Annotated in this window: 20 protein-coding genes; 10 read left to right on the forward strand and 10 right to left on the reverse strand. The window is 62.5% G+C overall.

Features of this window, described 5'->3' with window-relative positions; translation table 11 throughout:
- Nucleotides 1-7: 7 nt before the first annotated feature.
- The 8 genes from IGS61_RS18750 to IGS61_RS18785 form a co-directional block, all read right to left on the reverse strand.
- Complete coding sequence (locus IGS61_RS18750; protein WP_230541064.1) at nucleotides 8-262, reverse strand: phosphopantetheine-binding protein; 255 nt, start codon at nucleotides 260-262, stop codon at nucleotides 8-10.
- On the reverse strand, nucleotides 255-1,046 hold the full coding sequence (locus IGS61_RS18755) for a lysophospholipid acyltransferase family protein (RefSeq protein WP_230541065.1): 792 nt from the start codon (nucleotides 1,044-1,046) through the stop codon (nucleotides 255-257). The genes IGS61_RS18750 and IGS61_RS18755 overlap by 8 nt, the downstream gene beginning before the upstream one ends.
- On the reverse strand, nucleotides 1,039-1,701 hold the full coding sequence (locus tag IGS61_RS18760; protein WP_442908082.1) for a beta-ketoacyl synthase chain length factor: 663 nt from the start codon (nucleotides 1,699-1,701) through the stop codon (nucleotides 1,039-1,041). Before IGS61_RS18760 ends, IGS61_RS18755 begins: the two co-directional genes overlap by 8 nt.
- Nucleotides 1,702-2,578: 877 nt before the next feature.
- Nucleotides 2,579-3,652 carry an ABC transporter ATP-binding protein gene (locus tag IGS61_RS18765; protein ID WP_230541067.1) on the reverse strand — a complete coding sequence of 358 codons (1,074 nt, stop codon included), beginning with the start codon at nucleotides 3,650-3,652 and terminating at the stop codon, nucleotides 2,579-2,581.
- A gap of 20 nt (nucleotides 3,653-3,672) precedes the next feature.
- Entirely contained in the window at nucleotides 3,673-5,463 is a 1,791-nt protein-coding gene (locus tag IGS61_RS18770) for an ABC transporter permease (protein WP_230541068.1), read from the reverse strand.
- A 69-nt stretch (nucleotides 5,464-5,532) separates the two neighbouring features.
- Nucleotides 5,533-6,630: an ABC transporter substrate-binding protein gene (locus IGS61_RS18775; RefSeq protein WP_230541069.1), complete on the reverse strand. Its 1,098-nt coding sequence runs from the start codon at nucleotides 6,628-6,630 to the stop codon at nucleotides 5,533-5,535.
- Nucleotides 6,631-6,676: 46 nt separating this feature from the next.
- Nucleotides 6,677-7,663, reverse strand: coding sequence for a Bug family tripartite tricarboxylate transporter substrate binding protein (locus IGS61_RS18780; protein ID WP_230541070.1), 987 nt, complete (start codon nucleotides 7,661-7,663; stop codon nucleotides 6,677-6,679).
- Nucleotides 7,664-7,666: 3 nt separating this feature from the next.
- Nucleotides 7,667-8,728, reverse strand: a complete 1,062-nt coding sequence (locus tag IGS61_RS18785; RefSeq protein WP_230541071.1) for a porin — start codon at nucleotides 8,726-8,728, stop codon at nucleotides 7,667-7,669.
- Between the two features lie 214 nt (nucleotides 8,729-8,942).
- Here IGS61_RS18785 and IGS61_RS18790 point away from each other — a divergent pair, with 214 nt between their 5' ends.
- Genes IGS61_RS18790 through IGS61_RS18800 form a run of 3 tightly spaced genes read left to right on the forward strand, consistent with a single transcriptional unit; the run spans nucleotide 8,943 to nucleotide 11,577 of the window.
- The gene (locus tag IGS61_RS18790) at nucleotides 8,943-9,677 is read left to right on the forward strand and encodes a response regulator (protein ID WP_230541072.1); all 735 of its coding nucleotides are present in this window, start codon (nucleotides 8,943-8,945) and stop codon (nucleotides 9,675-9,677) included.
- Nucleotides 9,678-9,679: 2 nt separating this feature from the next.
- A complete protein-coding gene (locus IGS61_RS18795) occupies nucleotides 9,680-11,200 on the forward strand; it encodes a sensor histidine kinase (RefSeq protein WP_442908083.1) in 1,521 nt (506 codons plus the stop codon).
- 23 nt (nucleotides 11,201-11,223) lie between these two features.
- Nucleotides 11,224-11,577, forward strand: a complete 354-nt coding sequence (locus IGS61_RS18800; protein ID WP_166450061.1) for a ribonuclease E inhibitor RraB — start codon at nucleotides 11,224-11,226, stop codon at nucleotides 11,575-11,577.
- Between the two features lie 67 nt (nucleotides 11,578-11,644).
- Here the strand turns inward: IGS61_RS18800 and IGS61_RS18805 are convergent, their stop codons facing one another.
- A complete protein-coding gene (locus tag IGS61_RS18805) occupies nucleotides 11,645-12,967 on the reverse strand; it encodes a homoserine dehydrogenase (protein ID WP_230541074.1) in 1,323 nt (440 codons plus the stop codon).
- 72 nt (nucleotides 12,968-13,039) lie between these two features.
- Nucleotides 13,040-14,269, reverse strand: a complete 1,230-nt coding sequence (locus IGS61_RS18810) for a pyridoxal phosphate-dependent aminotransferase (RefSeq protein ID WP_077407489.1) — start codon at nucleotides 14,267-14,269, stop codon at nucleotides 13,040-13,042.
- 423 nt (nucleotides 14,270-14,692) lie between these two features.
- Between IGS61_RS18810 and IGS61_RS18815 the strand changes: the two genes are divergently transcribed.
- From IGS61_RS18815 to IGS61_RS18845, 7 genes are all read left to right on the forward strand, one after another.
- Entirely contained in the window at nucleotides 14,693-15,085 is a 393-nt protein-coding gene (locus tag IGS61_RS18815; RefSeq protein WP_070311121.1) for an Mth938-like domain-containing protein, read from the forward strand.
- Nucleotides 15,082-16,755, forward strand: coding sequence for a glycosyltransferase family 39 protein (locus tag IGS61_RS18820; RefSeq protein ID WP_230541075.1), 1,674 nt, complete (start codon nucleotides 15,082-15,084; stop codon nucleotides 16,753-16,755). The genes IGS61_RS18815 and IGS61_RS18820 overlap by 4 nt, the downstream gene beginning before the upstream one ends.
- 205 nt (nucleotides 16,756-16,960) lie before the next feature.
- A complete protein-coding gene (locus IGS61_RS18825; RefSeq protein ID WP_230541076.1) occupies nucleotides 16,961-18,097 on the forward strand; it encodes a DegT/DnrJ/EryC1/StrS family aminotransferase in 1,137 nt (378 codons plus the stop codon).
- Nucleotides 18,098-18,108: 11 nt separating this feature from the next.
- Complete coding sequence (locus IGS61_RS18830; RefSeq protein WP_230541077.1) at nucleotides 18,109-19,104, forward strand: glycosyltransferase; 996 nt, start codon at nucleotides 18,109-18,111, stop codon at nucleotides 19,102-19,104.
- On the forward strand, nucleotides 19,104-20,021 hold the full coding sequence (locus IGS61_RS18835) for a formyltransferase (protein ID WP_230541078.1): 918 nt from the start codon (nucleotides 19,104-19,106) through the stop codon (nucleotides 20,019-20,021). Before IGS61_RS18830 ends, IGS61_RS18835 begins: the two co-directional genes overlap by 1 nt.
- Nucleotides 20,022-20,042: 21 nt before the next feature.
- Nucleotides 20,043-21,095 carry a bifunctional UDP-4-keto-pentose/UDP-xylose synthase gene (locus IGS61_RS18840; protein ID WP_230541079.1) on the forward strand — a complete coding sequence of 351 codons (1,053 nt, stop codon included), beginning with the start codon at nucleotides 20,043-20,045 and terminating at the stop codon, nucleotides 21,093-21,095.
- Complete coding sequence (locus tag IGS61_RS18845; protein WP_230541080.1) at nucleotides 21,095-22,054, forward strand: polysaccharide deacetylase family protein; 960 nt, start codon at nucleotides 21,095-21,097, stop codon at nucleotides 22,052-22,054. Before IGS61_RS18840 ends, IGS61_RS18845 begins: the two co-directional genes overlap by 1 nt.
- The last annotated feature ends 61 nt before the right edge of the window (nucleotides 22,055-22,115 follow it).

The following is a 22,115-nucleotide window of genomic DNA, read 5'->3' on the forward strand; positions in this document are numbered from 1 at the left end:
CTGCTCCTTACTTCTTTCTGTGAGTGTCAACCAGCGCCGCCAGCGCCCGTACCGAGGCAAAGTGGCGGCGCGTATCGGCCGAATCGGCCGACAGGGAAATACCGTATTTTTTTTGCAGGGCGACGCCCAGTTCCAGCGCATCGATCGAATCGAGTCCCAGGCCCTCGACAAACAGGGGCGCATCCGTATCGATATCGGCAGCGCTCATATCTTCCAGCTGCAGCGCCTCGATGATCAGTTCCTTCACTTCTTGTTCAAGCATGTTGTTCCTGTTTCCCGCTAAAGTAATGTTGCAAATGAGTGGTCAAGGTACGCGCCGCCATCACGTCGCTGGCGCCACCGCCGGTAAACTCGTCGATCGCCAGATCGTCCTCCACGGCGATCTCGAAATGCGCGCGGCGGGCCGGCACGCGCCACCACGGCTCGCCCTTGCCCAGGGTCCTGGGCAGGCAACGGATCAGCACGGGTGTGACGTCACGGCGGCCACGCACGGCGATATTGGCCGCGCCCCGCTTCAGGACGACCTCGCCGCTGTATGGCGTGCGCGTGCCTTCCGGGAAAATGATCAGGTTATTGCCGCGCGCCAGCGATGCCAGGCAGGCGTCCACCAGTTCGGCGCCGCCCGTGTTGTTGATATAGCCTGCCGCGCGCACGGGACCGCCCGTAAACGCGTTGTTCCACAAATCGGACTTGACGATGCAATCGGCCTGCTTGACATACGCCATCAGGAAAATCGTGTCGATCAGGGTCGGGTGATTGGCCAGGATCAGCAAGCCGCCCCGCTCCAGCTTGTCCAGGCCGCGCAAGTCATAGCGCAGCACGCCGAGAAAACGCATCAGGCCGATATACAGGCGAAAACTCCAGCGAATGATGAAGCGCGCGCACGCAATGCGCGTCTCGCGCCGCCACACCAGCACCTGTAGCACGGGGAACACCAGCACGCGCAGCAGCAAGCCACCAAGACCGAAGGTGGCAAAACTGACCGCGGTCGCGATGGTACGCCAGCCTATCGATATACCGGTGCGGACAGCCTCCAGCTTACGCATGGCGGCTCCAGCGCCATGCCTGGCGGTTGGCCGCATGCTCGAACGTGCGGATCCCGCCGAGCATGAATCGCAACACGGCTAAGCTGCCAGGCATGCCGCCAGAGTCCACCGCCAACGCGTCATCGCTGCCGCGTGCGCGCCACGTCAAACTAAAAGCGGCGCCAGGGTCTGCCTCAGCCTGCAGCAGCCAGGCAAACGCATGCGGCTGCTCATGGCAATCTTCAAAGGCCTCGAATGGATCCGGCAAGGGACACTCCGCCAGCACAAGCAATACCTGCGCCGCGCCATCGGCCAGCAAGCCGCACGCCTCAATCACCGCAGCCTCAAGGCTGGCCGCACCGGCGGCAATGGCCAACTGATTCGCCGTATCGGCGCGGGCGATGGAAAACAGACCGGCACTGGCGTTATGCACGGCCATGCCGAACGCCGTCGGCGATAGGGGTTCGCCTTGGATCAGCGCCGACAGCAGTTCGACGGCGCGCGCCACCTCGCCATGACGAGAACAGAAGACGAGCGGAATATCGCGCTGTTCGCCGAGGCAAGTGTACGCCACCTCGAGCGCCATCTTGCCCAACTGGCCAGCACGGCGGCGCAGCATCGGCGCCATCGCGCGCACGCCAGGCTCGCCGGCGACGGCTATCGACGCGACGGGCAAGGTGCTTTGCGCCCACGCTTGCCATTGCTCCGGTGCTTCCAGGCCTGGCGCCCAGGCGGCATGTCTGATAATTGAAAAACGGACACCATCGGTGCACATATGCATTTTCCTGAGCTCAAAAAAAGGGCGAACTCACGTCAAAACTGCGCAAAAAGCCCCGCCGGCGTTCTTTTCAAATTATAAACGAAGGAAGTAAAAATAACTAAAATAAATGGCCGTGAAGCAACTTTTTAAATACAAATACAAAAATTACGTTTTAAAGAATGCCCCGTTCCAGTTACTATTTGTAACACTCCCATCCATTATCGTCCAATGGAAATCGGCACTCTTCCGCAAACCGCCGGCATTCCAGGAAATGGTATATTTTTATCAATAAGCAAAACAAGCTGCGCATGCCTACCTTCAGAGCGTTGTTTTTAGATAAAACCTGCTGCGTGGCGCAGCAGCGTGGCAAGCGCGCCCATCGGGCATGATTGCCCCTCGCGCCTCCGAGACGGAAAACCCAAAACAACCGCTATCGACATATTGCCAGCACATGGCGACGGCAATGCACCTGCATGCGTCGGCGGCAATTAAAGCGGCTGCGCAGCAAAGGCAATACAGAGCGATTGCTTTATGCCAGTCCCGCAGGCAGATTCAACTCCGGCGGCGCTGTTTTGGCAGCATGAGAAAAGAATGGGCCGATCAGCCATACTGGCACCGGCATGCGCGCCGCGTGAAGGGCCGTGGCGATGGGCGCGCCCGGAGGAAAGGTCTTGTGGCCGCCAGCACCAACATGAGCATGGCACCTACCGAGGGCAACGCTGGCGATGCGGCAAGGCGCCGCATGCAGGAAGGGGGCCGAAGCGGGTAGATGACCCCGGCCACCCCACCACCGTTAAAACACCCAGAGCTTGTCGGCCGGCATGTGCAGCCAGTACTTGCCCGCCTCAAGCTTGTGGCGCGAATACGCGCGCAGGCTGATGTTGTCCGCGCCGCCCCGTTCGAACAGGCACTCCCAGCGGTCGCCCAGGTACATGCAGGTCAGCAGTGGCAATTCGATGGCGTTGTCCACCTGCGTGGCGCTGATCTTGACTTCCTCGACGCGTATCATCGTCGTCACTTCCGTGCCCACGTTGGCGCCGCGCGCCACGCCCTGCAGGGAAGCGCCATCGACCAGCAGGCGCACCTGCTTGCCATCGCGCTGCACCACCTTGCCCGGCAGACGGTTGTTGCTGCCCATGAATTCGGCCGTAAACAGGGTGTCCGGCGTTTCATACATGCTTTGCGGCGTGCCTTGCTGCTCGATCTTGCCGTTATTGAGCAGCAAGATGCGGTCGGAAATGGCCATCGCCTCGCCCTGGTCATGCGTCACCATCAGCGCGGACAGGCCCAGGCGCACGATCAGTTCGCGCAGGAAGGCGCGCGCTTCCTCGCGCAGCTTGGCATCGAGGTTCGACAGCGGCTCGTCGAGCAGGATCACGGGCGGGTTGTACACCAGCGCGCGGGCGATCGCCACGCGCTGCTGCTGGCCGCCGGACAGCTGATGCGGATAGCGTTCGCCCAGGTGCCCCAGGCCCAGCTGCGTCAGCACTTCCTTGATGCGCGCGGCGATCTCCGTGCTGCCCATCTTGCGCAACTTGAGGCCATAGGCGACGTTGTCGAACACGGTCTTGTGCGGCCACAGCGCGTACGACTGGAACACCAGCCCAAGGTTGCGATGCTCGGCCGGCATCTCGAAGTGTTTCGCGCCATCGTAGACATTGCGCTCGCCGATCTGGATCGTGCCCGCCTTCGGGCTTTCCAGCCCGGCGACGGCGCGCAGCAAGGTGGTCTTGCCGCTGCCCGAAGGCCCCAGCAAGGCGACCACTTCGCCTTTTTGCAGGTGCATCGAGACACCTTTCAGGATCTGGTTGGCGGCAGCGCCGGTGCCGTAGTCCAGGTGCAATTCATTGACGGTCAGTTCATTCATGATGTGGTCTCAGTCTTCTATTAATTATGGAGTTTCACGCCAAAACGCAAGGCGATGCCCAGGCCGATGGCCACCAGGGTGATATTGATGAAGGACAGGGCCGCCACCAGGTCGGTCGAACCGCCCGCCCACAGCGATACCAGCATGGCGCCGATCACTTCCGTGCCTGGCGAGAGCAGGTACACGCCCGTCGAGTATTCGCGCTCGAAGATCAGGAACACCATCAGCCAGGCGCCCAGCAAGCCGTATTTGATCAGCGGCAGCGTGACGTCGCGCGTCACCTGGCCGCGGCTGGCGCCGACAGCGCGCGCCGCCTCTTCCAGTTCCGGGCCCACCTGCAGCAGCGCGGTGGAAATCAGGCGCATGCCGTAGGCCATCCACACCACCGAGTACGCCAGCCACAGGGCGAAAATCGTCGAGCGCACTTCGCGCAGCACGGGGATCACATGACCACTGAGCCACAGGGCCACGCCGTTGTCCATGCCCTTCAATATGCCGTCGAGCCAGGCCGGCACGAACAGGAACACCCACAGGAACGACAGGCCGGCCAAGAGGCCCGGCACGGCGCGCGGCACCAGCACGCTGTAATCGAGCAGGCGCGTGATGCCGTCCTGCTTGCGGTGCATGGCCAGCGCGATGAAGCTGTAGCAGCCCACGGCCAGCGCGCCGCCGACGACGCCGATCAGGATGGTGTTGACGATGCCGCGCACCAGCGAAGGCTGGTCGAAAATGTCGCGGAAATGCTGCAGGGTCAATACGTCGGCCAGGTGCACGCCCTCGCCCCAGTACTGCACGAAGGAGCGCAGCACGATGCCCGTCAACGGCAGGATGATGGTGAAGATCAGCCAGCCCGCCAGCAGGGCGAACGCCAGCCACTTCCAGCGGCCCAGCGGCATGGCCTTGCTGCGCGCGCCCTTGCCCTTGATCGATACATACTTGTTGGCGGATTTCAGCAGCCAGCGCTGTATCATCACCAGCGGCATGGTCACCATCACCAGGCACACGGCGACGGCGGCCATCAGGTGGTACGACGGCGTACCGAGCTTGTTCGTCAGCTTGTACAGATAGGTCGGCAGCACCAGGTGGCCTTCCGGATCGCCGAGCACCAGCACCAGCCCGAACACCTCGAAGCCGAGGAAGAACACCAGCACGCCCGCATACGCCAGCGCCGGCATGATCATCGGCAGCGACACGTTCAGCATCACCTGGATCGGCGAGGCGCCGGCCACCCGGGCCGCTTCTTCCACGTCCGAGCCCAGGCTTTTCAGCGCCGACGAGGCGTACAGGTAGACGTGCGGCACGTGCGTCAGGCCGGCGATGATGACGATGCTGGTAAAGGAATATATATTCCAGGGCACGAAACCGAGCAACTCCTTGGCCCAGGTCGAGTAAAAGCCCACGGGCCCCATCGAGACGACGTAGCCAAAGCCCATCACCATGGGCGAAACAAAAATCGGCACCAGCAGCATGGGCGCTACCCAGCCGCGGCCCGGCAAGTCCGTGCGCACCATCAGGAAGGCCAGCATGCCGCCCAGCGGCACGGCGATGACGGTCAGGCCAAAGGCCAGCATCAGGCCATTCTTGAAGGCCATGGCGAAATCGGGATCATCGAAGATGAAACGGTAGGAGTCAAAGCCGAATTCGCGCATCGGCATGAAGAACGGCGCGTTCAGAAAGCTCTGGTAAAAAATCAGGAACAACGGCAGGAAGATGGCGACCAGCGTGATCGCCACGACCACGCCGCGCGGCCAGTTCAGGCGTGACAAGGGAGAGCGCGACCGTGCAGGCAGCGGCAAGATAGCAGTTTGCATGATGAATCCAATGAATGAAGGGTACGGCATCCGTCCGCGGGCACGCGCCTGCGGACGGCCAGGACGGCTTTACTTCTTGCCGGCTGTTTCTTTCCATTGCTTCAGGAAGGCCATGCGCTTGGCTGGTCCCAAAAATTGCAGGATGATCGGATGCACGGGAATCGGCTTGACGTTGGCCGCGCCGATTTCCTTGATCAGTTCCGCCGACGTAGTTTCGCCCGTGACGTCGGCGCGGATGGCGAACAGCTTGGCGCCGTTGGCGATGATGGTCTGGCCGCGGTGCGACAGGATGTAATCGAGCCACAGCTTGCTGGCGTTGACGTTCTTCGCGTTCTTGTTGATGAACTGCACGCGCGACAGGATCAGCGTGTAATCCTTGGGCAGCACCACGCCGATCGACGGGTCGGTCTTGGCGCGCACCAGGGCATACGAACCCAGCACGTTGTAGCCGATCAGGTTTTCACCGGACGAGATGCGCTCCATCATGGTGCCCGTCGACGACTGCACGCGCACCTTGGCCGCACCAAACGCATTTTCCAGCGCCAGGAATTGCGGATATTCCTTCGCGTCCTGCGCCATGAACATGAAGCCGACGCCCGACTTTTCGATGTCGTAGGTGGTGACCTTGTCCTTGAATTTCGGCGTGGCGATCAGCTTGACGAAGTCGTCGTGATTCTTCGGCACTTCCTTCGGATCGAGCAATCGCTTGTTGTAGACGATGGCGGCCGGCTCGAACGTGGTGCCGTAGGCCTGGTCATCCCACATGGCCCAGCCGGGAATCTTCGCCGCTTCGACCGACTTGTATTTCAGGGCGTAGCCGTCCGAGGCAAGGCGCATCTGCAGGTCCATCGCGGACGACCACATCACGTCGGCCGTGTTGCCGCCGGCGGCTACTTCGGAAATGAAGCGGTTGTACACTTCGGTGGAATTCATGTCGTTGTATTCGACGGAAATGCCGGGATACAGGGCGCTGAAATCCTTGATCAGCGGAGCGGCGGCCTTGCTGTCGGTGGCGCTGTAGATCACCACCTTGCCTTCCTTCTTGGCCGCGTCGATGATCTTCTGGTAGTCGGCCGGATAGCCGGCTGGCACTTGCGCGAAGGCGGCGCCGGCCAGGCTGGCAAACGCGGTGGCTATGGCGGCTTGAAGCAGGGTCTTGGTTTGCATGGGGTTGTCTCCGTCTATGAATAGGTTTTTTTAAATGTGATGCCGTTCAGCGCATTAATCCGAGTTCGGTGGCTTGCCGCGCATACTCGTCGACCGCTTTTCTGACGTAAGCGGTCAGCTTCGGCCCCGTCAGGGCGAATGGATACAGGCCGGCCTGCGCGCGCCATCCGGCGAACTGCGGCGTGGCCATGGCGCGCTCGAACGTGGCCACCCAGCGCTGGTAGTCCGCATCCGGCACCTGCGGGCCCATCCAGACGCCGCGGATGATGGGCCAGACCACGTCGACGCCCTGCTCGCGCGCCGTCGGCACGCCGGCCAGCACGCCGGGCAGGCGCTTTTCCGACAGCACCGCCAGCACGCGCGCGTGATTGGCGCTGGCGTTCAGGGTCGCTTCGGACGTATCGCCCGAGACCACCTGCACGTAATCGGCCTGCATCGCCGTAAATACTTCGCCGCCGCCTTCGAGGGCGACGAAGCGCAGCACTTTCGGGTCGATGCCGGCGTGGCGCGCCACCAGCGCCATCTTCAGCCAATCCTGGCTGCCGATGGTGCCGGAGACGCCGATCAGCACTTTGTCAGGATGCTGGCGCAACGCGGCGATCAGGTCGGCCAGGTTCTTGTAGGGCGAATCGCTGCGCACGGCGATCATGCCGTAATCGGCGCCCAGCGCCGCCACCCAGCGCACGTCGCCCGCCTTCGCATTGCCGAACTTGCCTTGCGCCAGATTGAGCAGCGAACCGCCCGAAAACGCCACCAGGGTATTCGGCTCCGCGCGGCGGCGCTGCGAGCCCATCGAATGCCAGGCGACGGCGCCGATGCCACCGGGCAGATAGCTGATGCGCATGGCCGCTCCCGCAGCCGTGGCGGCCACGCCCTCCTGCGCCAGGCCCTTTTTCGCCAGCTTGCAGGTCAGGTCCATGGCGCCGCCCGGTTTGGACGGCACCACGCACTCGGCCGACACCTGCGCCTGCGCCGCCGCGAGGGCGGGCAGCAGGCACAGCAGCGACAGGAACAGGGAGCGCGGCATCGTCATGGCTTAGAAGCGGTGCTGGATGCCGGCGATCAGGCCGCGCTGTGTGTCGCCGAAACCGGCATCGTCGCGCGACAGGCTGACCAGCTGGTTGTGCTTGGCCTTGGCATACGCGCCGGCCACGTACAGGTCGGTGCGCTTGGACAGGGCATAGCGCACGCGCGCCACGTACATGATCGGATCGGCATTGAGGTTGGTGGCCACGTTTTTCACGTCCTGATAGTAGATCACGCCCGTCAGGGTGATCACCGGCGTGGTCTTGTAGCTGACGCCGCCCCAGTACAGGGTGCCGCGCACGTCGGCCTTGCCGGAGGCAGCCGGATCGAGCTTGTAGTCGCGCGCCGCCGCCTGCACCTTCCACGGGCCGTCGTCGTACATGGCGCCCAGGTGGTACACGGTGGTCTTGTCGCGCGCGCCGCCGGCGATGGTGTTGCCGTTCACCTGTTCATACGTGGCCAGCAGGCTGACAGGACCCGTCTTGTAGGTGACGGCCGTGGACAGCTTGGCGCTGTCCGAGTTGCCCGTCGACTGTTCGCCGAAGCCGTACGATGCGCCGTAGCTGAAGTCGCCCGTCTTGCCCGAGTACTTGACCATGTTGTCGAAAGCGGTCGTCATGCCGTATTTGCTCGGGCCCGTCGCGTTGGCCGAAGTGGCCCACGAGTAGAACGGCGCATAGGCCATCGGGTCGAACGGCAGCACGAAGTCGTACACGGTGGTGAACGAGCGTCCCAGCACGACGCGGCCAAACGCGCCTTCCAGGCCCACGTTGGCCTGGCGCTTGAACAGCGCGCCGTCGGCCGCGCCCGTATCGACCAGGATGCCGCCTTCCAGATTGAAAACGGCTTTCAGGCCGCCGCCCAGGTCTTCGCTGCCCAGGATGCCCCAGCGCGAGGTGTTCATGCCGCCGGAGCTCACCTGCGTCATCGAGCTTTTGTTCGGGCCGGCGTTGCTGGTGTTGCTGATGCCCGCGTCCAGGCGGCCATACAGGGTGACGTTCGACTGGGCTTGAGCGCTGCCGGCAGCAGCGAGTACCGCCAGGGCGGCCAGCGAGAATGCAGTTTTTTTCATGTAAAGTATCTCCCTTAGATATAGTTATTGGTGATATGCCTGATCAATTTCATGAATCAGGATCACACTATATGAGCGCGATCCTTTCAATTGGCTTTCAGCATGACAGGTGTCGCCGGACAGCCACAAGGGGAACACACATATTCATCGCCGCCCCTGTCGGCGCGGCGCCGGCAGGCTTACACTGCACCAATTCAAACGAATGGCGGAGACCATGCGCATATTATTAGTGGAAGATCATCTGGAGCTGTCGCACTGGCTGGCCAAGGCCCTGCGCGACGCGCACCTGACGGTGGAGACAGCCCACAACGGCGCCGATGCCGACGCCCTGCTGCACACGCAGGAATATTCTTTGGTGCTGCTCGACCTCTCCCTGCCGAAGATGGACGGCCTGGACGTGCTGCGCCGCCTGCGCGCGCGCGGCGGCACGCGCGGCAAGACTCCTGTCATGATACTCACGGCGCGCGGCGGCCTCGATGACAAGGTACAGGGCCTGAACCTGGGCGCCGACGACTACATGGCCAAGCCGTTCGAGCTGGCCGAGCTGGAAGCGCGCGTAAAAGCCCTGCTGCGCCGCAGCCAGGGCAACGAAGCGCTCGTGCACAGCTGCGGCGCCCTCAGTTTCGACACCGTCACGCGCATGTTCAGCTATGGCGGCGCGGCGCTGGCCCTGACGCCGCGCGAGCATGCCGTGCTCGAAGCGCTGATCACGCGCTCGGGGCGCGCCGTATCGAAGGAAAAGCTGTTCGATGAAGTCTTCGCGCTGGCCGACGACGCCAACCTGGACGCCATCGAACTGTATATCCACCGCGTGCGCAAGAAGCTGGAAAGCAATGTTGAAGGCGGCGTGGAAACCGGTTCGCCCGACGGCGCCGTCATCACCACCCTGCGCGGCATCGGCTACCTGCTGCAGCCGCGCAGCGCGATGGCACCCGCCGCCTCAAAATGACCGTGCGCGCGCCACGCCGGCCCCTGTTCGAGCGCCTGCGCCGGCGCTGGGCGCCGGGCCGGCCGCTGGGCAGCCTGCGCAGCCAGCTGCTGCGCTGGCTGCTCATCCCGCTGGTGATGCTGGTGCTGCTCGATGCCGTTTTTGTGTACCGCAACGCGCTCGACGCGGCTGACATGGCCTACGACCGCTCCCTGCTGGCGTCGACGCGCGCGCTGGCCGAGCGCGTCTCCATCGTCGGCGGCAAGGTGGTGGCCGAAGTGCCCTACGTGGCGCTCGACAGTTTCGAGACCGATACTCTGGGCCGCATCTACTACAAGGTCACGGGCATCAACGGCGAACTGGTATCGGGCTATGGCGACTTGCCGCCCGTGCCGAAAAACGTGCCCCGCTCGCAAAATTATCCGGCCCTGGTGCGCTTCTACCACGCCGACTACCACGGCAAGCCGATACGCATTGCCGCGCTGCTGCAACCCGTGTATGACGACTCGATGCGCGGCATCGCCCTGATCCAGGTGGCCGAAACGCTCGATGCGCGGCGCGGCCTGTCGAACCAGATCCTGTTCGACACCCTGAGCTGGCAGGCGGCGATGATACTGGTAATGGGCGCCCTCGTGTGGTTTGCCGTGCGCCTGGTGCTGCAGCCGCTGATGCGCCTGAAGACGGAAGTCGAGACGCGCGCGCTGTCCGACCTGTCGGACGTCGATCCCGCGCTGGTGCACAAGGAAATGCGCCCGCTGGTGAGCGCCATGAACGGCGCCATGTCGCGCCTGCAGCAGCTGATCGCCAGCCAGCGCCGCTTCATCGCCGACGCCTCGCACCAGCTGCGCACACCACTGACGGTGCTGAAAACCCAGGCCGAACTGGCCTTGCGCGAATGCGACCGCCAGGGTGCGGCGCCGCAGGACATGGCCGCCCTGCGCGACATCGTGCGCTCGATTGCCGCCACCACCGATTCGACCGTGCTGCTGGCCAACCGCCTGCTGACGCTGGCGCGCATCGAGCATGGCGGCGACAGCCTGGCCATGGACAGCGTGCCGCTGCGCGACGTGGCGCAGCAGGTGGGACTGGAAATGGCCATGGCTGCCGTCGGCAAGCATATCGACCTGTCGCTGGAAGCGCCCGACGAAGCGCCCGTGCATGGCCAGGCCCTGCTGCTGCACGAACTGGTGGCAAATCTGGTCGACAACGCCCTGCGCTATACCCCGCAAGGCGGCAGCGTCGTCTTGCGCGTACGCGCGGCGCAGGCAGGAAACGGCCACGAACATGGCGCCGTGCTGGAGGTGGAGGACAGCGGCAAGGGCATCCCGCCGGCCGAGCGCGAACGCGTATTTACGCCGTTCTACCGGGTTGGCGCGGCGCTCGAGAGCAACCCGGGCGGCGCCGGGCTGGGCCTGGCCATCGTGCGCGACATCGCCGCCCTGCACGGCGCCAGGCTGGAACTAGCCACGGCGGCGAATGGGCACGGTCTGAAAGTCAGCGTGCATTTCAGCGCAGCGCCAGTCGATGCTAAGATCGCGTCCTGAAATTTCAAAGAAAGCCCACAGCCATGATGACCAAAGAAGATGTGACCGAACTGTTTGCCAATATCGCCGAGAACGCGCCCTGGGATTTGTCCCAGCCGCTGCTGTGGGGCTATTACTTCACCAACCCCACGTCCGAACCGCTGGAACAGGCCGCCACCTTGCTGGCGCTGCAGGGCTACCGCCCCGTGGAACTGTACCAGCCGGAACTCGACGATCCGGCGGCACCGCCCGTGTGGGTGCTGCACGTGGAAAAAGCCGAAGTGCACGGCGTCGACAGCCTGCACGCGCGCAATGGCGAACTGATGGCGTTTGCGCAGGACAACCAACTGGCCAGCTATGACGGCATGGACGTGGGCCCCGTCGGTACGGCGGCGTAATCCGACGACATTACGCATAAAAAAACGGCGCCCGCGGGCGCCGTTTTGCATGGATCGCTGAAAACGCTTAGCTGAGGTTTTCCAGGCGGATCTTGGTGACCGTGCCCACCACGCTGTTGAGGGCTTCCATCTTCTCGATGGCGGCCGTGACGTTCTTTTCCTGCGTCTGGTGCGTCAGCATGATGATGTCCGTGTGCGTCTCGCCCTCGGCCGGCTCTTTTTGCAGCATGGCGTCGATCGAGATGCCGCGTTCGGCCAGGATGCGCGTGAGGTCGGCCAGCACGCCCGGCTGGTCGGCCACGTGCATGCGCAGGTAGTAGCTGGTGGTGATTTCCGACATCGGCAAGATGGCGATATCGGTCATCGCGTTCGGCTGGAACGCCAGGTGCGGCACGCGGTGTTCCGGATCGGCCGTGGCCAGACGGGTGATGTCGACCAGGTCGGCGATCACCGACGAGGCGGTCGGCTCGGCGCCAGCGCCGCGGCCCGAATACAGGCTGGCGCCGACGGCGTCGCCATGCACCAGCACCGCGTTCATGGCGCCTTCCACGTTGGCGATCAGGCGCTTGGCCGGGATCAGGGTCGGATGCACGCGCAGCTCGATGCCTTCCACGCCGTTGACGGTGGCGCGCTTGGTGATGCCCAGCAGTTTGATGCGGTAGCCCAGCTGCTCGGCGTAGCGGATGTCGACGGCATTGAGGTTGCTGATGCCTTCCACGTAGGCCTTGTCGAACTGCACCGGGATGCCGAAGGCGATGGCTGACATGATGGTGGCCTTGTGCGCGGCGTCGACGCCTTCGATGTCGAAGGTGGGGTCCGCTTCCGCGTAGCCGAGTTCCTGCGCCTGCTTCAGCACGGTGGCGAAATCGAGGCCCTTGTCGCGCATTTCGGACAGGATGAAATTGGTGGTGCCGTTGATGATGCCGGCGATCCATTCGATGCGGTTGGCCGTCAAGCCTTCGCGCAGCGCCTTGATGATGGGGATGCCGCCGGCGACGGCCGCCTCGAAGGCCACCATCACGCCCTTGTCCTGGGCGGCGGCGAAGATTTCGTTGCCGTGCACGGCCAGCAGGGCCTTGTTGGCCGTGACCACGTGCTTGCCGTTGGCGATGGCCTGCATCACCAGGGTTCTCGACAGGTCGTAGCCGCCGATCAGTTCGACGACGATGTCGATCTCGGGATCGTTGACGATCAGATAAGGGTCATTGACGACCTTGCAGCCGCCGGCGACCAGCGCTTCGGCGCGCGCCACGTCGCGCACGGCGACGGCGACGACGTCAATGCCGCGGCCAGCGCGGCGCTTGATTTCTTCCTGGTTGCGTTTCAGGACGCTGAACGTGCCGTAACCGACGTTGCCCAGGCCCAGCAGGCCGATCTTGATGGATTTCATAGTTGTGCTTGACTGCTCATAAGTGGCGCCCCCTTGGGCGGCGCCAGGTTGATCGGTATTGCTACTGCCGGTTCAGCCCCGGCTATGGCGCTTGCGGTAACCTTCGAGGAAGCGCGCAATGCGGCCCATGGCCTCGGTCAGGTCATCGGAGTTGGGCAGGAAGACGACGCGAAAATGATCGGGCGCAATCCAGTTGAACCCCGTGCCCTGCACGATCAGGACCTTGGCTTCGGCCAGTAATTCATAGGCAAACTGCTGGTCGTCGGCGATCGGGTAGATCTCCGGGTCCAGGCGCGGGAACATGTACAGCGCAGCCTTCGGCTTGACACAGGTGACGCCCGGAATATCGGTCAGCAGCTTGTGCGCCAGGTCGCGCTGTTTCAACAGGCGCCCGCCGGGCCCCACCAGGTCTTGTATGCTCTGGTAGCCGCCTAGCGCCGTCTGGATGGCAAACTGCCCCGGCGCGTTGGCGCATAGCCGCATCGAGGCCAGCATGTTGAGGCCCTCGATGTAATCTTTTGCGTGGCGCTTTTCGCCCGAGACCACCATCCAGCCGGAACGGTAGCCGCAGGAGCGGTAATTCTTCGACAGGCCGTTCATGGTAATGAACAGCACGTCGTCGGCCAGCGAGGCGATCGACACGTGCTCGGCTTCGTCGTACAGCACCTTGTCGTAGATCTCGTCGGCGAAAATGATCAATTGGTGCTGGCGCGCCAGTTCGACGATCTGCAGCAGCACGGAAACCGGATACAGCGCGCCCGTCGGATTGTTCGGGTTGATGACGACGATCGCCTTGGTCTGCGGCGTGATCTTGCGGCGCATGTCCTCGATGTCGGGATACCACTCGTTCTGCTCGTCGCACACATAATGCACGGGATTGCCGCCCGACAGGCTGACGGCAGCCGTCCATAGCGGATAGTCGGGCGCCGGCACCAGCACTTCGTCGCCGCTGTTGAGCAGGGCGTTCATCGACATGACGATCAGTTCGGAAGCGCCATTGCCCAGGTAAATGTCATCGATGGTCACGCCGGCGATATTCTTGCCTTGCGTGTAGTGCATGACGGCCTTGCGCGGCGCAAACATGCCTTTCGAATCCGTATAGCCGGCCGCGTTCTGCAGGTTGAGCATCATGTCGCGCACGATCTCGTCGGGCGGATCGAAGCCGAATACGGCCAGGTTGCCGATATTGAGCTTGGTGATCTTGTGGCCTTCTTCTTCCATTTGCCTGGATTTTTCCAGGACCGGGCCGCGGATGTCGTAGCAGACGTCCGCCAATTTATTCGATTTCTGAATCGGTCGCAAAATAAATCCCTGTCGTGATGCGGCGCGGAGACCTAAGCTTGCAGCATGATAGCCGCGCCAGAACTATGAACCCGTGAAACTGCGATGCGAAAGACTGCAAGGCGAAAACAACCATTCTCGCCGAAAACAGGCCATTTTATCAAATTAAACATGGCCAACCCCAGCATTTGACGCCGATTCTGCCACGCCGGCGCCTCCGGAGGACAATCGGACTGGCGCCATCTTCATCTTCCCTTAATCTTGCAGCACTACCATGGCGCAAGCAGGCATTGCCACTGTGGCGCCGAACATTGCAATTTGGAAAGGATGTTGCTTTTCAGTCGCTCTTTTCTGTCATTTATGGCATGCTTACGCCCTTGGCCGCGGCACCCAGTTTGGCCGCGCGCGCACCGATCAACCGACACGACCAGCCCCGATATCGCCATGAAACTCCACGCCAGCAGCACCCAACAATACCAGACTGTCACCGGCTATGACGAAAACGGCGTCGAGATCAATGCCCAGCCGTACAACTACAGCCTGATCGTCATGCCGGAAACACCGCCGCGGGCGTGGGAAGTGGACAGTTTCGAACAATTGAACGAGGCGCATTTCGCGCAAATCCTGGCCGATGCGCCCGACGTGGTCATCCTCGGCACGGGCGAGCGCCAGCGCTTCGTGCACCCGAAGCTGACGGCCGCGCTGACCATGCGCCGCATCGGCGTCGAATGCATGGATAGCCAGGCCGCTTGCCGCACTTACAATATCCTGATGGGCGAAGGCCGCAAGGTCACTCTGGCCTTGATCCTGGCCCCGGCCGCAGGCAAGGCCGCATGAAAATCAATGTCAACGAGCTGCACTCTTCCCGGGTACTGATGTGGTCCCTGCTGGGCATCTTCATCGTTGTCACCCTGTATGCGCTGGGCGTGCGCACCCTGGTGCCGCCCGACGAAGGCCGCTACGCCGAGATGGCGCGCGAAATGTTCGTCACGGGCGACTGGATCACCACGCGCCTGAACGGCATCAAGTACTTTGAAAAGCCGCCGCTGCAAACCTGGATGAATGCGCTGACCTTCGCCGCCTTCGGTCTGGGCGAATGGCAGGCACGCCTGTGGACTGGCCTGTGCGGCATCATCGGCGTATGCATGACGGCGTATGCCGGCAAGCGCGTCTTCGGTCCGCGCGTGGGCCTGTACGCGGGCCTGGTACTGGCATCGAGCCTGTTCTGGCTCGCTTCCGGCCAGATCAATTCGCTGGACATGGGCCTGTCGGGCATGATGACGATTACCCTGGCCAGCCTGCTGATCGCCCAGCGCGACGAGGCGACCCAAGCCGAGCGGCGCAACTGGATGCTGGTGTGCTGGGCAGGCATGGCGCTGGCCGTGCTGGCCAAGGGCCTGATCGGCATCGTGCTGCCGGGCGCCGTGCTGGTGCTGTATTCGCTGTGTGCGCGCGACTGGCGCATCTGGACGCGTCTGCACCTGGTCAAGGGCTTGCTGGTGTTCTTTGCCATCGCCACGCCCTGGTTCGTGCTGGTGGCGCTGCGCAATCCGGAACAGCCGCATTTCTTCTTCATTCACGAGCATTTCCAGCGCTTCCTGATGAAGGGGCACAAGCGCGAAGGCGCCTGGTACTACTTCCTCGTGCTCTTGATTCCCGGCATCCTGCCATGGATAGGCGTGCTGCCGCAAAGCCTGGCCGCCGCCGTCCAGCGCCAGCACGGCGCCTTCCAGCCCCGCTTGATGCTGCTGGTCTGGGCCGTCTTCATTTTCTTCTTCTTCAGCTATTCCACCTCGAAGCTGCCCGGCTATATCGTGCCCATCTTCCCGGCGCTGGCACTGCTGGTGGCGCTGTACCTGGAATCGGCCTCGCGCCGCCAGCGCCTGTTCGCCGCAGGCCTGCTGTGCGTGCTGGGCGCGGCCATCCTGATCGGCGGACCGATCGCCTTCGGCAAGGCCAGCGCGCGCGACGCGGAAGCCTTGATCGCGCTCAAGGGTTATCAGCCATGGCTGATGGCGGCCGGCTTCTTCGCTCTCGCTGGCGGCGCCCTGGCCTTGCTGCATGCGCGCCAGTTGCGCCGCGACATGACTGTGCTGACGATCGCCGGCGCCGGCTTCCTGGCCACGCACTGCATCCTGGCCGGCTCCGAACTGTACGGACAGAACCGCGCCGGCACCGACATGCTGCCGCAGATCCAGGCCGAACTGAAGGCCGATACCAAGCTCTATTCGGTCGGCATCTATGAACAGTCGCTGACGTATTACCTGCAGCGGCCCGTGATCCTCGTCGATTACTGGGATGAATTCACGTTTGGCCTGAAACAGCAGCCCGAACTGTCCATCCCGAGCATCGAGCCTTTCATCACGCAGTGGACGAACGATGCCAATGCCGGCGTGCACGACATGGCCATTATCAGCCTGAACCGTTACAAGGAATTGCAACAACGTGGCGTGCCCATGCGTATCGTTGCCGAGGATGCGCGCCGCATGGTCATTGCCAACAAATAAATGTTTACAGGGACGCGAGGCAGTACGGCTCGCGTCCCCGGCCAGCTTGCCCCGCCCCCGCATCGGCAGGATTTTTCACCGCCGAACCGGCTGCGCCGCCATACTGACGATATAAAATAGCCATGCCTGCCGGCGGTATTGACCGAACTGGCAGCCTCGGCGACACCGATACCCTGATACCATACAGACCCAAGAACCGCGCCCCATGACCTCTACCCTGCCCTTTTTGCCCTTTTCCAAACCCACCATCGATGAAGCGACCATCGCCGCCGTCGGCGAGGTGCTGCGCTCGGGCTGGATCACCAGCGGCCCGAAAGTGCAAGCCTTCGAAGCCCAGCTGTCCGAGTATTTCGGCGGGCGTCCCGTGCGCACCTTCAATTCGGGTACCTGCACCATGGAAATCGCGCTGCGCATCGCTGGCATTGGCCCGGGCGACGAAGTCATCACCACGCCCGTGTCGTGGGTCGCGACGGCCAACGTCATCATCGAAGTGGGCGCCACGCCCGTGTTTGCCGATATCGATCCCGTCACCCGGAATATCGACCTCGACAAGCTGGAAGCGGCCATCACCCCGCGCACGAAAGCCATCATCCCCGTCTACCTGTCCGGCTTGCCCGTCGACATGGACCGCCTGTACGCGATTGCCGAAAAGTACAATCTGCGCGTGGTGGAAGACGCGGCGCAAGCCTTCGGCTCCACCTGGAAAGGCAAGCGCATCGGCGCATTTGGCGACTTTGTCTCGTTCAGCTTCCAGGCCAACAAGAACATCACCACGGGCGAAGGCGGCGCCCTGGTGCTGAACAACCTGGAAGAAGCGAAGCTGGCCGAGAAATACCGGCTGCAAGGCGTCACGCGCAGCGGCGTCGACGGCATCGATGTCGATGTGCTGGGCGGCAAATACAACATGAGCGATATCATGGCCGCCATCGGCCTGGGCCAGTTCGCCAATATCGACGCGATCACGGCCCACCGCCGCGCGCTGGCACGCCACTATTTCGCGCAATTCGGCAGCGACTTCGAAGCGCAGAGCGGCGCCCAGTTGCCCGTGCAGGACTTTGAAAACAGCAACTGGCATTTGTTCCAGATCATCCTGCCCGACAATGGCCCCGGCACCCGCGCCGCCTTCATGCAGGCCATGGCGCAGCAAAACGTGGGAACGGGCTATCATTACGCACCGATCCACCTGTTTACCATGTACCGCGAACGCGGCTTTACCGAGGGCATGTTCCCCGTCTCGGAAAAGATCGGCCGCCTGACCGTGACCCTGCCGATGTTCTATGCCATGACGAAACAGGATGTGGAACGTGCCGTCGCCACCGTCAAATCCATTCTCATCAAATGAGCAGCGCGCCGATGAAACCTGAACTGTCCATTATCATTCCGATCTATAACGAGCAGGATGGCCTGGCCAGCCTGTTCGCCCGCCTGTATCCGGCCCTCGACGCCCTACAGACGAGCTACGAGATCATCTTCGTCAATGATGGCAGCCGCGACAATTCGGTGGCCATCCTGGCGGAACAGTTCCGCCAGCGCCCCGACGTCACGCGCGTGATCTTGTTCAACGGTAATTATGGCCAGCACATGGCCATCCTGGCCGGTTTTGAAGCCTCGCGCGGGCAGATCATGATCACGCTCGATGCCGACCTGCAGAACCCGCCAGAAGAAATCGGCAACCTGGTGGCAAAGATGCGCGAAGGCTACGATTACGTGGGCTCGATCCGGCGCAAGCGGCAAGATTCCGCCTGGCGCACCCTGGCCTCGAAGATGATGAACCGCCTGCGCGAGCGCATCACCAACATCAAGATCACGGACCAGGGCAATATGCTGCGCGCGTATGGCCGCAATGTAATCGACCTGGTCAACCAGTGCGCCGAAGTCAACACCTTCGTCCCCGCCCTGGCCTACACGTTTGCCCGCAAGCCCACGGAAATCACCGTCGAGCACGAGGAACGGGCCGCCGGCGAGTCGAAATACTCGCTGTACAGCCTGATCCGCCTCAATTTCGACCTGGTCACGGGCTTTTCGCTGATTCCCCTGCAAATCTTTTCCATGCTGGGCATGCTGCTGTCGGTCAGCTCCGCCCTGCTGGTGATCTATTTGCTGGTGCGCCGCTTCCTGCTGGGCGCCGAGGCGCAAGGCGTGTTCACCCTGTTCGCCATCGCCTTCTTCCTGATGGGCGTGATCCTGTTCGGCATCGGCCTGGTGGGCGAATACGTGGGCCGCATCTTCCAGCAAGTGCGCGCCCGTCCCCGCTACGTGGTGCAAACCATCTTGCAGGACGGCATGACCCAGGCAGAAGCCGAGGCGCCATCGTATGTGCGCCTGGAAAAACGCCAGGTGGGCCGCTGATGGGCGCCCCGCGCGCCGTCGTGTTCGGCTACCACAACGTAGGCGTGCGCTGCATCAAGGTGCTGCTGGCCGGCGGCGTCGATATCGCCCTCGTCGTCACGCACGAAGACAGTCCCACGGAAAACCTGTGGTTCGAATCCGTCGCCAGCCTGTGCCAGGCCGAAGGCATCCCGTACATCACGCCATCGGATGCGCGCGCGCCCGAACTGCTGGCGCAGGTGCAGGCAGCCAGGCCGGACATGCTGTTCAGCTTTTACTACCGCCACATGTTGCCGGCTAGCATCTTGGAAGTCGCGCCCGCCTACAATATGCACGGTTCGCTGCTGCCGCAGTTCCGCGGCCGCGCGCCCGTCAACTGGGCCGTGCTGCATGGCGCCACGCAGACGGGCGCCACTCTGCATGAAATGACGGTCAAGCCCGATGCGGGCGCCATCGTCGCGCAAACGGCCGTGCCCATCCTGCCCGACGACACGGCCTTCGAAGTCTTCGGCAAGGTCACCGTGGCGGCGGAACAAACGCTGTGGGGGGTGCTGCCGGCCTTGCTGGACGGCACGGCGCCGCGCCAGCTCAACGATTTGCGCCAGGGCGGCTATTTTGGCGGCCGCACGCCGGAAGACGGCCGCATCGACTGGAAGTTACCTGCGCAGCAGGTGTACAACCTGCACCGGGCCGTCGCGCCGCCCTATCCCGGCGCCTTCGCCGAAGTCAACAATGTTATTTACACCATCGAAAAAGCCCGTTTAAGCAAGCATTCAGCAGGAAGTTTGCCACCGGGCTTGACGGTAGTGGATAATTGCATCTTTGGCGTCTGCGGAGACGGCCGCATGCTGGCCATTTCCGTGCTGAGGGCTGCCGGGGAGCCGATTTCGGCTCAGCAATTGCAAGCAAGTCTGACCGCCCGCGTCAGCACACATTGATATCACTCAAGAGAATCTCACATGAAAAAAGTCCTCATCTTAGGCGTCAACGGCTTCATCGGTCACCACCTGTCCAAGCGCATCCTGGAAACCACCGACTGGCATGTCTACGGCATGGACATGAACACGGACCGCATCACGGAATTGCTGGAAGATGACAACTACAAGTCGCGCATGCACTTCTTCGAAGGCGACATCACGATCAACAAGGAATGGGTCGAGTACCACATCAAGAAATGCGACGTGATCCTGCCCCTGGTCGCCATCGCCACGCCGTCGACCTACGTCAAGCAGCCGCTGCGCGTCTTCGAACTGGACTTCGAAGCCAACCTGCCTATCGTCCGCTCGGCAGCCAAGTACGGCAAGCACCTGGTCTTCCCGTCGACCTCGGAAGTGTACGGCATGTGCCATGACGAGGAATTCGATCCGGAAAACTCGGAACTGATCTGCGGCCCGATCAACAAGCCGCGCTGGATCTATTCGAACGCCAAGCAGCTGATGGACCGCGTAATCTGGGGCTACGGCATGGAAGGCTTGAACTTCACCCTGTTCCGTCCATTCAACTGGATCGGCGCCGGCCTCGATTCGATCCACACGCCGAAAGAAGGTTCCTCGCGCGTCGTGACGCAGTTCTTCGGCCACATCGTGCGCGGCGAGAACATTTCGCTGGTCGACGGCGGCGCGCAGAAACGCGCGTTCACCTACATCGATGACGGCATCGATGCATTGATCCGCATCATCGCCAACAAGAATGGCATCGCCAGCGGCAAGATCTACAACATTGGCAATCCGACCAATAACTACTCGATCCGCGACCTGGCCGGCATGATGCTGACCCTGGCCGCCGAGTACCCGGAATACGCCGAAGGCGCTAAACACGTGAACATCGTGGAAACGACCTCGGGCGCCTACTACGGTGCCGGCTACCAGGACGTGCAGAACCGCGTGCCGAAAATCACGAATACCTGCGAAGAGCTGGGATGGGCGCCGATCACCACCATGGCCGATTCCCTGCGCAATATTTTCGATGCCTACCGCAGCCAGGTAGCCCAAGCCAAAGCCTTGATGGATTAATGTTGAGCAAGCCGTTCCTGACCCTGAAAATCGACGTCGATACCTATCGCGGCACCCGTGAAGGCATGGGCAATCTGGTGCGCATGCTGAGCGCGCACCAGGCCAAGGCCACCTTTCTGTTCTCGCTGGGCCCCGACCACACGGGCTGGGCCCTGCGGCGCGCCTTGAAGCCCGGTTTTTTCAGCAAGGTGTCGCGCACCTCGGTGGTCGAGCACTACGGCTTGAAAACATTGATGTACGGCACCTTACTGCCGGGACCCGATATCGGCAAGCAATGCGCGGCGCAACTGCGCGCCGTGCGCGATGCCGGTTTCGAGTGCGGCATCCACACCTGGGATCACACCCTGTGGCAAGACAACGTGGCCAAGCGCAACGCCGCCTGGACCATCAACATGATGCGCAAAGCCGCCAACCGCTATGAACAGGTGTTTGGCATAGCGCCGCACACGCACGGTGCGGCCGGCTGGCAAATGAATGTCAGCGCCTTTGCCGAACACGACACGGCGGGCTACCGCTTTGCCTCCGATGGCCGCGCCATGCTCGACGCGCGCGGCGCCATGTTGCATCCGGGCAATGGCCCGCACCGCGTGCGCAACGGCAACACCATCCTGCAATGCGTGCAATTGCCCACCACCCTGCCCACCCTGGATGAATTGCTGGGCTGCGAAATCGACGGCAAGCTGATCACGACCGGCAATGTTGCCGCGCATATATTGTCGCTGACGGCGGACAATCCGCGCGACCACGTCTATACCTTGCATGCCGAACTTGAAGGACAGAAACTCGCCCCCATTTTCGAACAACTGCTGGCTGGTTGGAAAGCCCAGGGCTACCAGTTTGCAGCGATGGGCGATTATTATGAAAAGATAAAAAATACGGACTTGCCCGTTTGTCCCGTCACCTGGGATGAGTTGCCAGGCCGTTCGGGACGCCTGATTGTGCAGGGCAAAGCGGCCTGAATGCTGTATTGTTGCACCTGGATGCGTTGCCAGATTAAAAACAGCGCTGATGATCACCGTT

This window comes from Janthinobacterium sp. FW305-129, assembly GCF_020858115.1.
In the GTDB taxonomy this organism is placed as follows: Bacteria; Pseudomonadota; Gammaproteobacteria; order Burkholderiales; family Burkholderiaceae_D; genus Janthinobacterium.

Bases quoted from the DNA above. Each gene is read 5' to 3' on its own strand.
- IGS61_RS18750 (WP_230541064.1), bottom strand. From the start codon at position 262: ATGCTTGAACAAGAAGTGAAGGAACTGATCATCGAGGCGCTGCAGCTG.
- IGS61_RS18755 (WP_230541065.1), bottom strand. From the start codon at position 1,046: ATGCGTAAGCTGGAGGCTGTCCGCACCGGTATATCGATAGGCTGGCGT.
- IGS61_RS18765 (WP_230541067.1), bottom strand. From the start codon at position 3,652: ATGAATGAACTGACCGTCAATGAATTGCACCTGGACTACGGCACCGGC.
- IGS61_RS18770 (WP_230541068.1), bottom strand. From the start codon at position 5,463: ATGCAAACTGCTATCTTGCCGCTGCCTGCACGGTCGCGCTCTCCCTTG.
- IGS61_RS18775 (WP_230541069.1), bottom strand. From the start codon at position 6,630: ATGCAAACCAAGACCCTGCTTCAAGCCGCCATAGCCACCGCGTTTGCC.
- IGS61_RS18780 (WP_230541070.1), bottom strand. From the start codon at position 7,663: ATGACGATGCCGCGCTCCCTGTTCCTGTCGCTGCTGTGCCTGCTGCCC.
- IGS61_RS18785 (WP_230541071.1), bottom strand. From the start codon at position 8,728: ATGAAAAAAACTGCATTCTCGCTGGCCGCCCTGGCGGTACTCGCTGCT.
- IGS61_RS18790 (WP_230541072.1), top strand. From the start codon at position 8,943: ATGCGCATATTATTAGTGGAAGATCATCTGGAGCTGTCGCACTGGCTG.
- IGS61_RS18800 (WP_166450061.1), top strand. From the start codon at position 11,224: ATGATGACCAAAGAAGATGTGACCGAACTGTTTGCCAATATCGCCGAG.
- IGS61_RS18805 (WP_230541074.1), bottom strand. From the start codon at position 12,967: ATGAAATCCATCAAGATCGGCCTGCTGGGCCTGGGCAACGTCGGTTAC.
- IGS61_RS18815 (WP_070311121.1), top strand. From the start codon at position 14,693: ATGAAACTCCACGCCAGCAGCACCCAACAATACCAGACTGTCACCGGC.
- IGS61_RS18820 (WP_230541075.1), top strand. From the start codon at position 15,082: ATGAAAATCAATGTCAACGAGCTGCACTCTTCCCGGGTACTGATGTGG.
- IGS61_RS18825 (WP_230541076.1), top strand. From the start codon at position 16,961: ATGACCTCTACCCTGCCCTTTTTGCCCTTTTCCAAACCCACCATCGAT.
- IGS61_RS18830 (WP_230541077.1), top strand. From the start codon at position 18,109: ATGAAACCTGAACTGTCCATTATCATTCCGATCTATAACGAGCAGGAT.
- IGS61_RS18835 (WP_230541078.1), top strand. From the start codon at position 19,104: ATGGGCGCCCCGCGCGCCGTCGTGTTCGGCTACCACAACGTAGGCGTG.
- IGS61_RS18840 (WP_230541079.1), top strand. From the start codon at position 20,043: ATGAAAAAAGTCCTCATCTTAGGCGTCAACGGCTTCATCGGTCACCAC.
- IGS61_RS18845 (WP_230541080.1), top strand. From the start codon at position 21,095: ATGTTGAGCAAGCCGTTCCTGACCCTGAAAATCGACGTCGATACCTAT.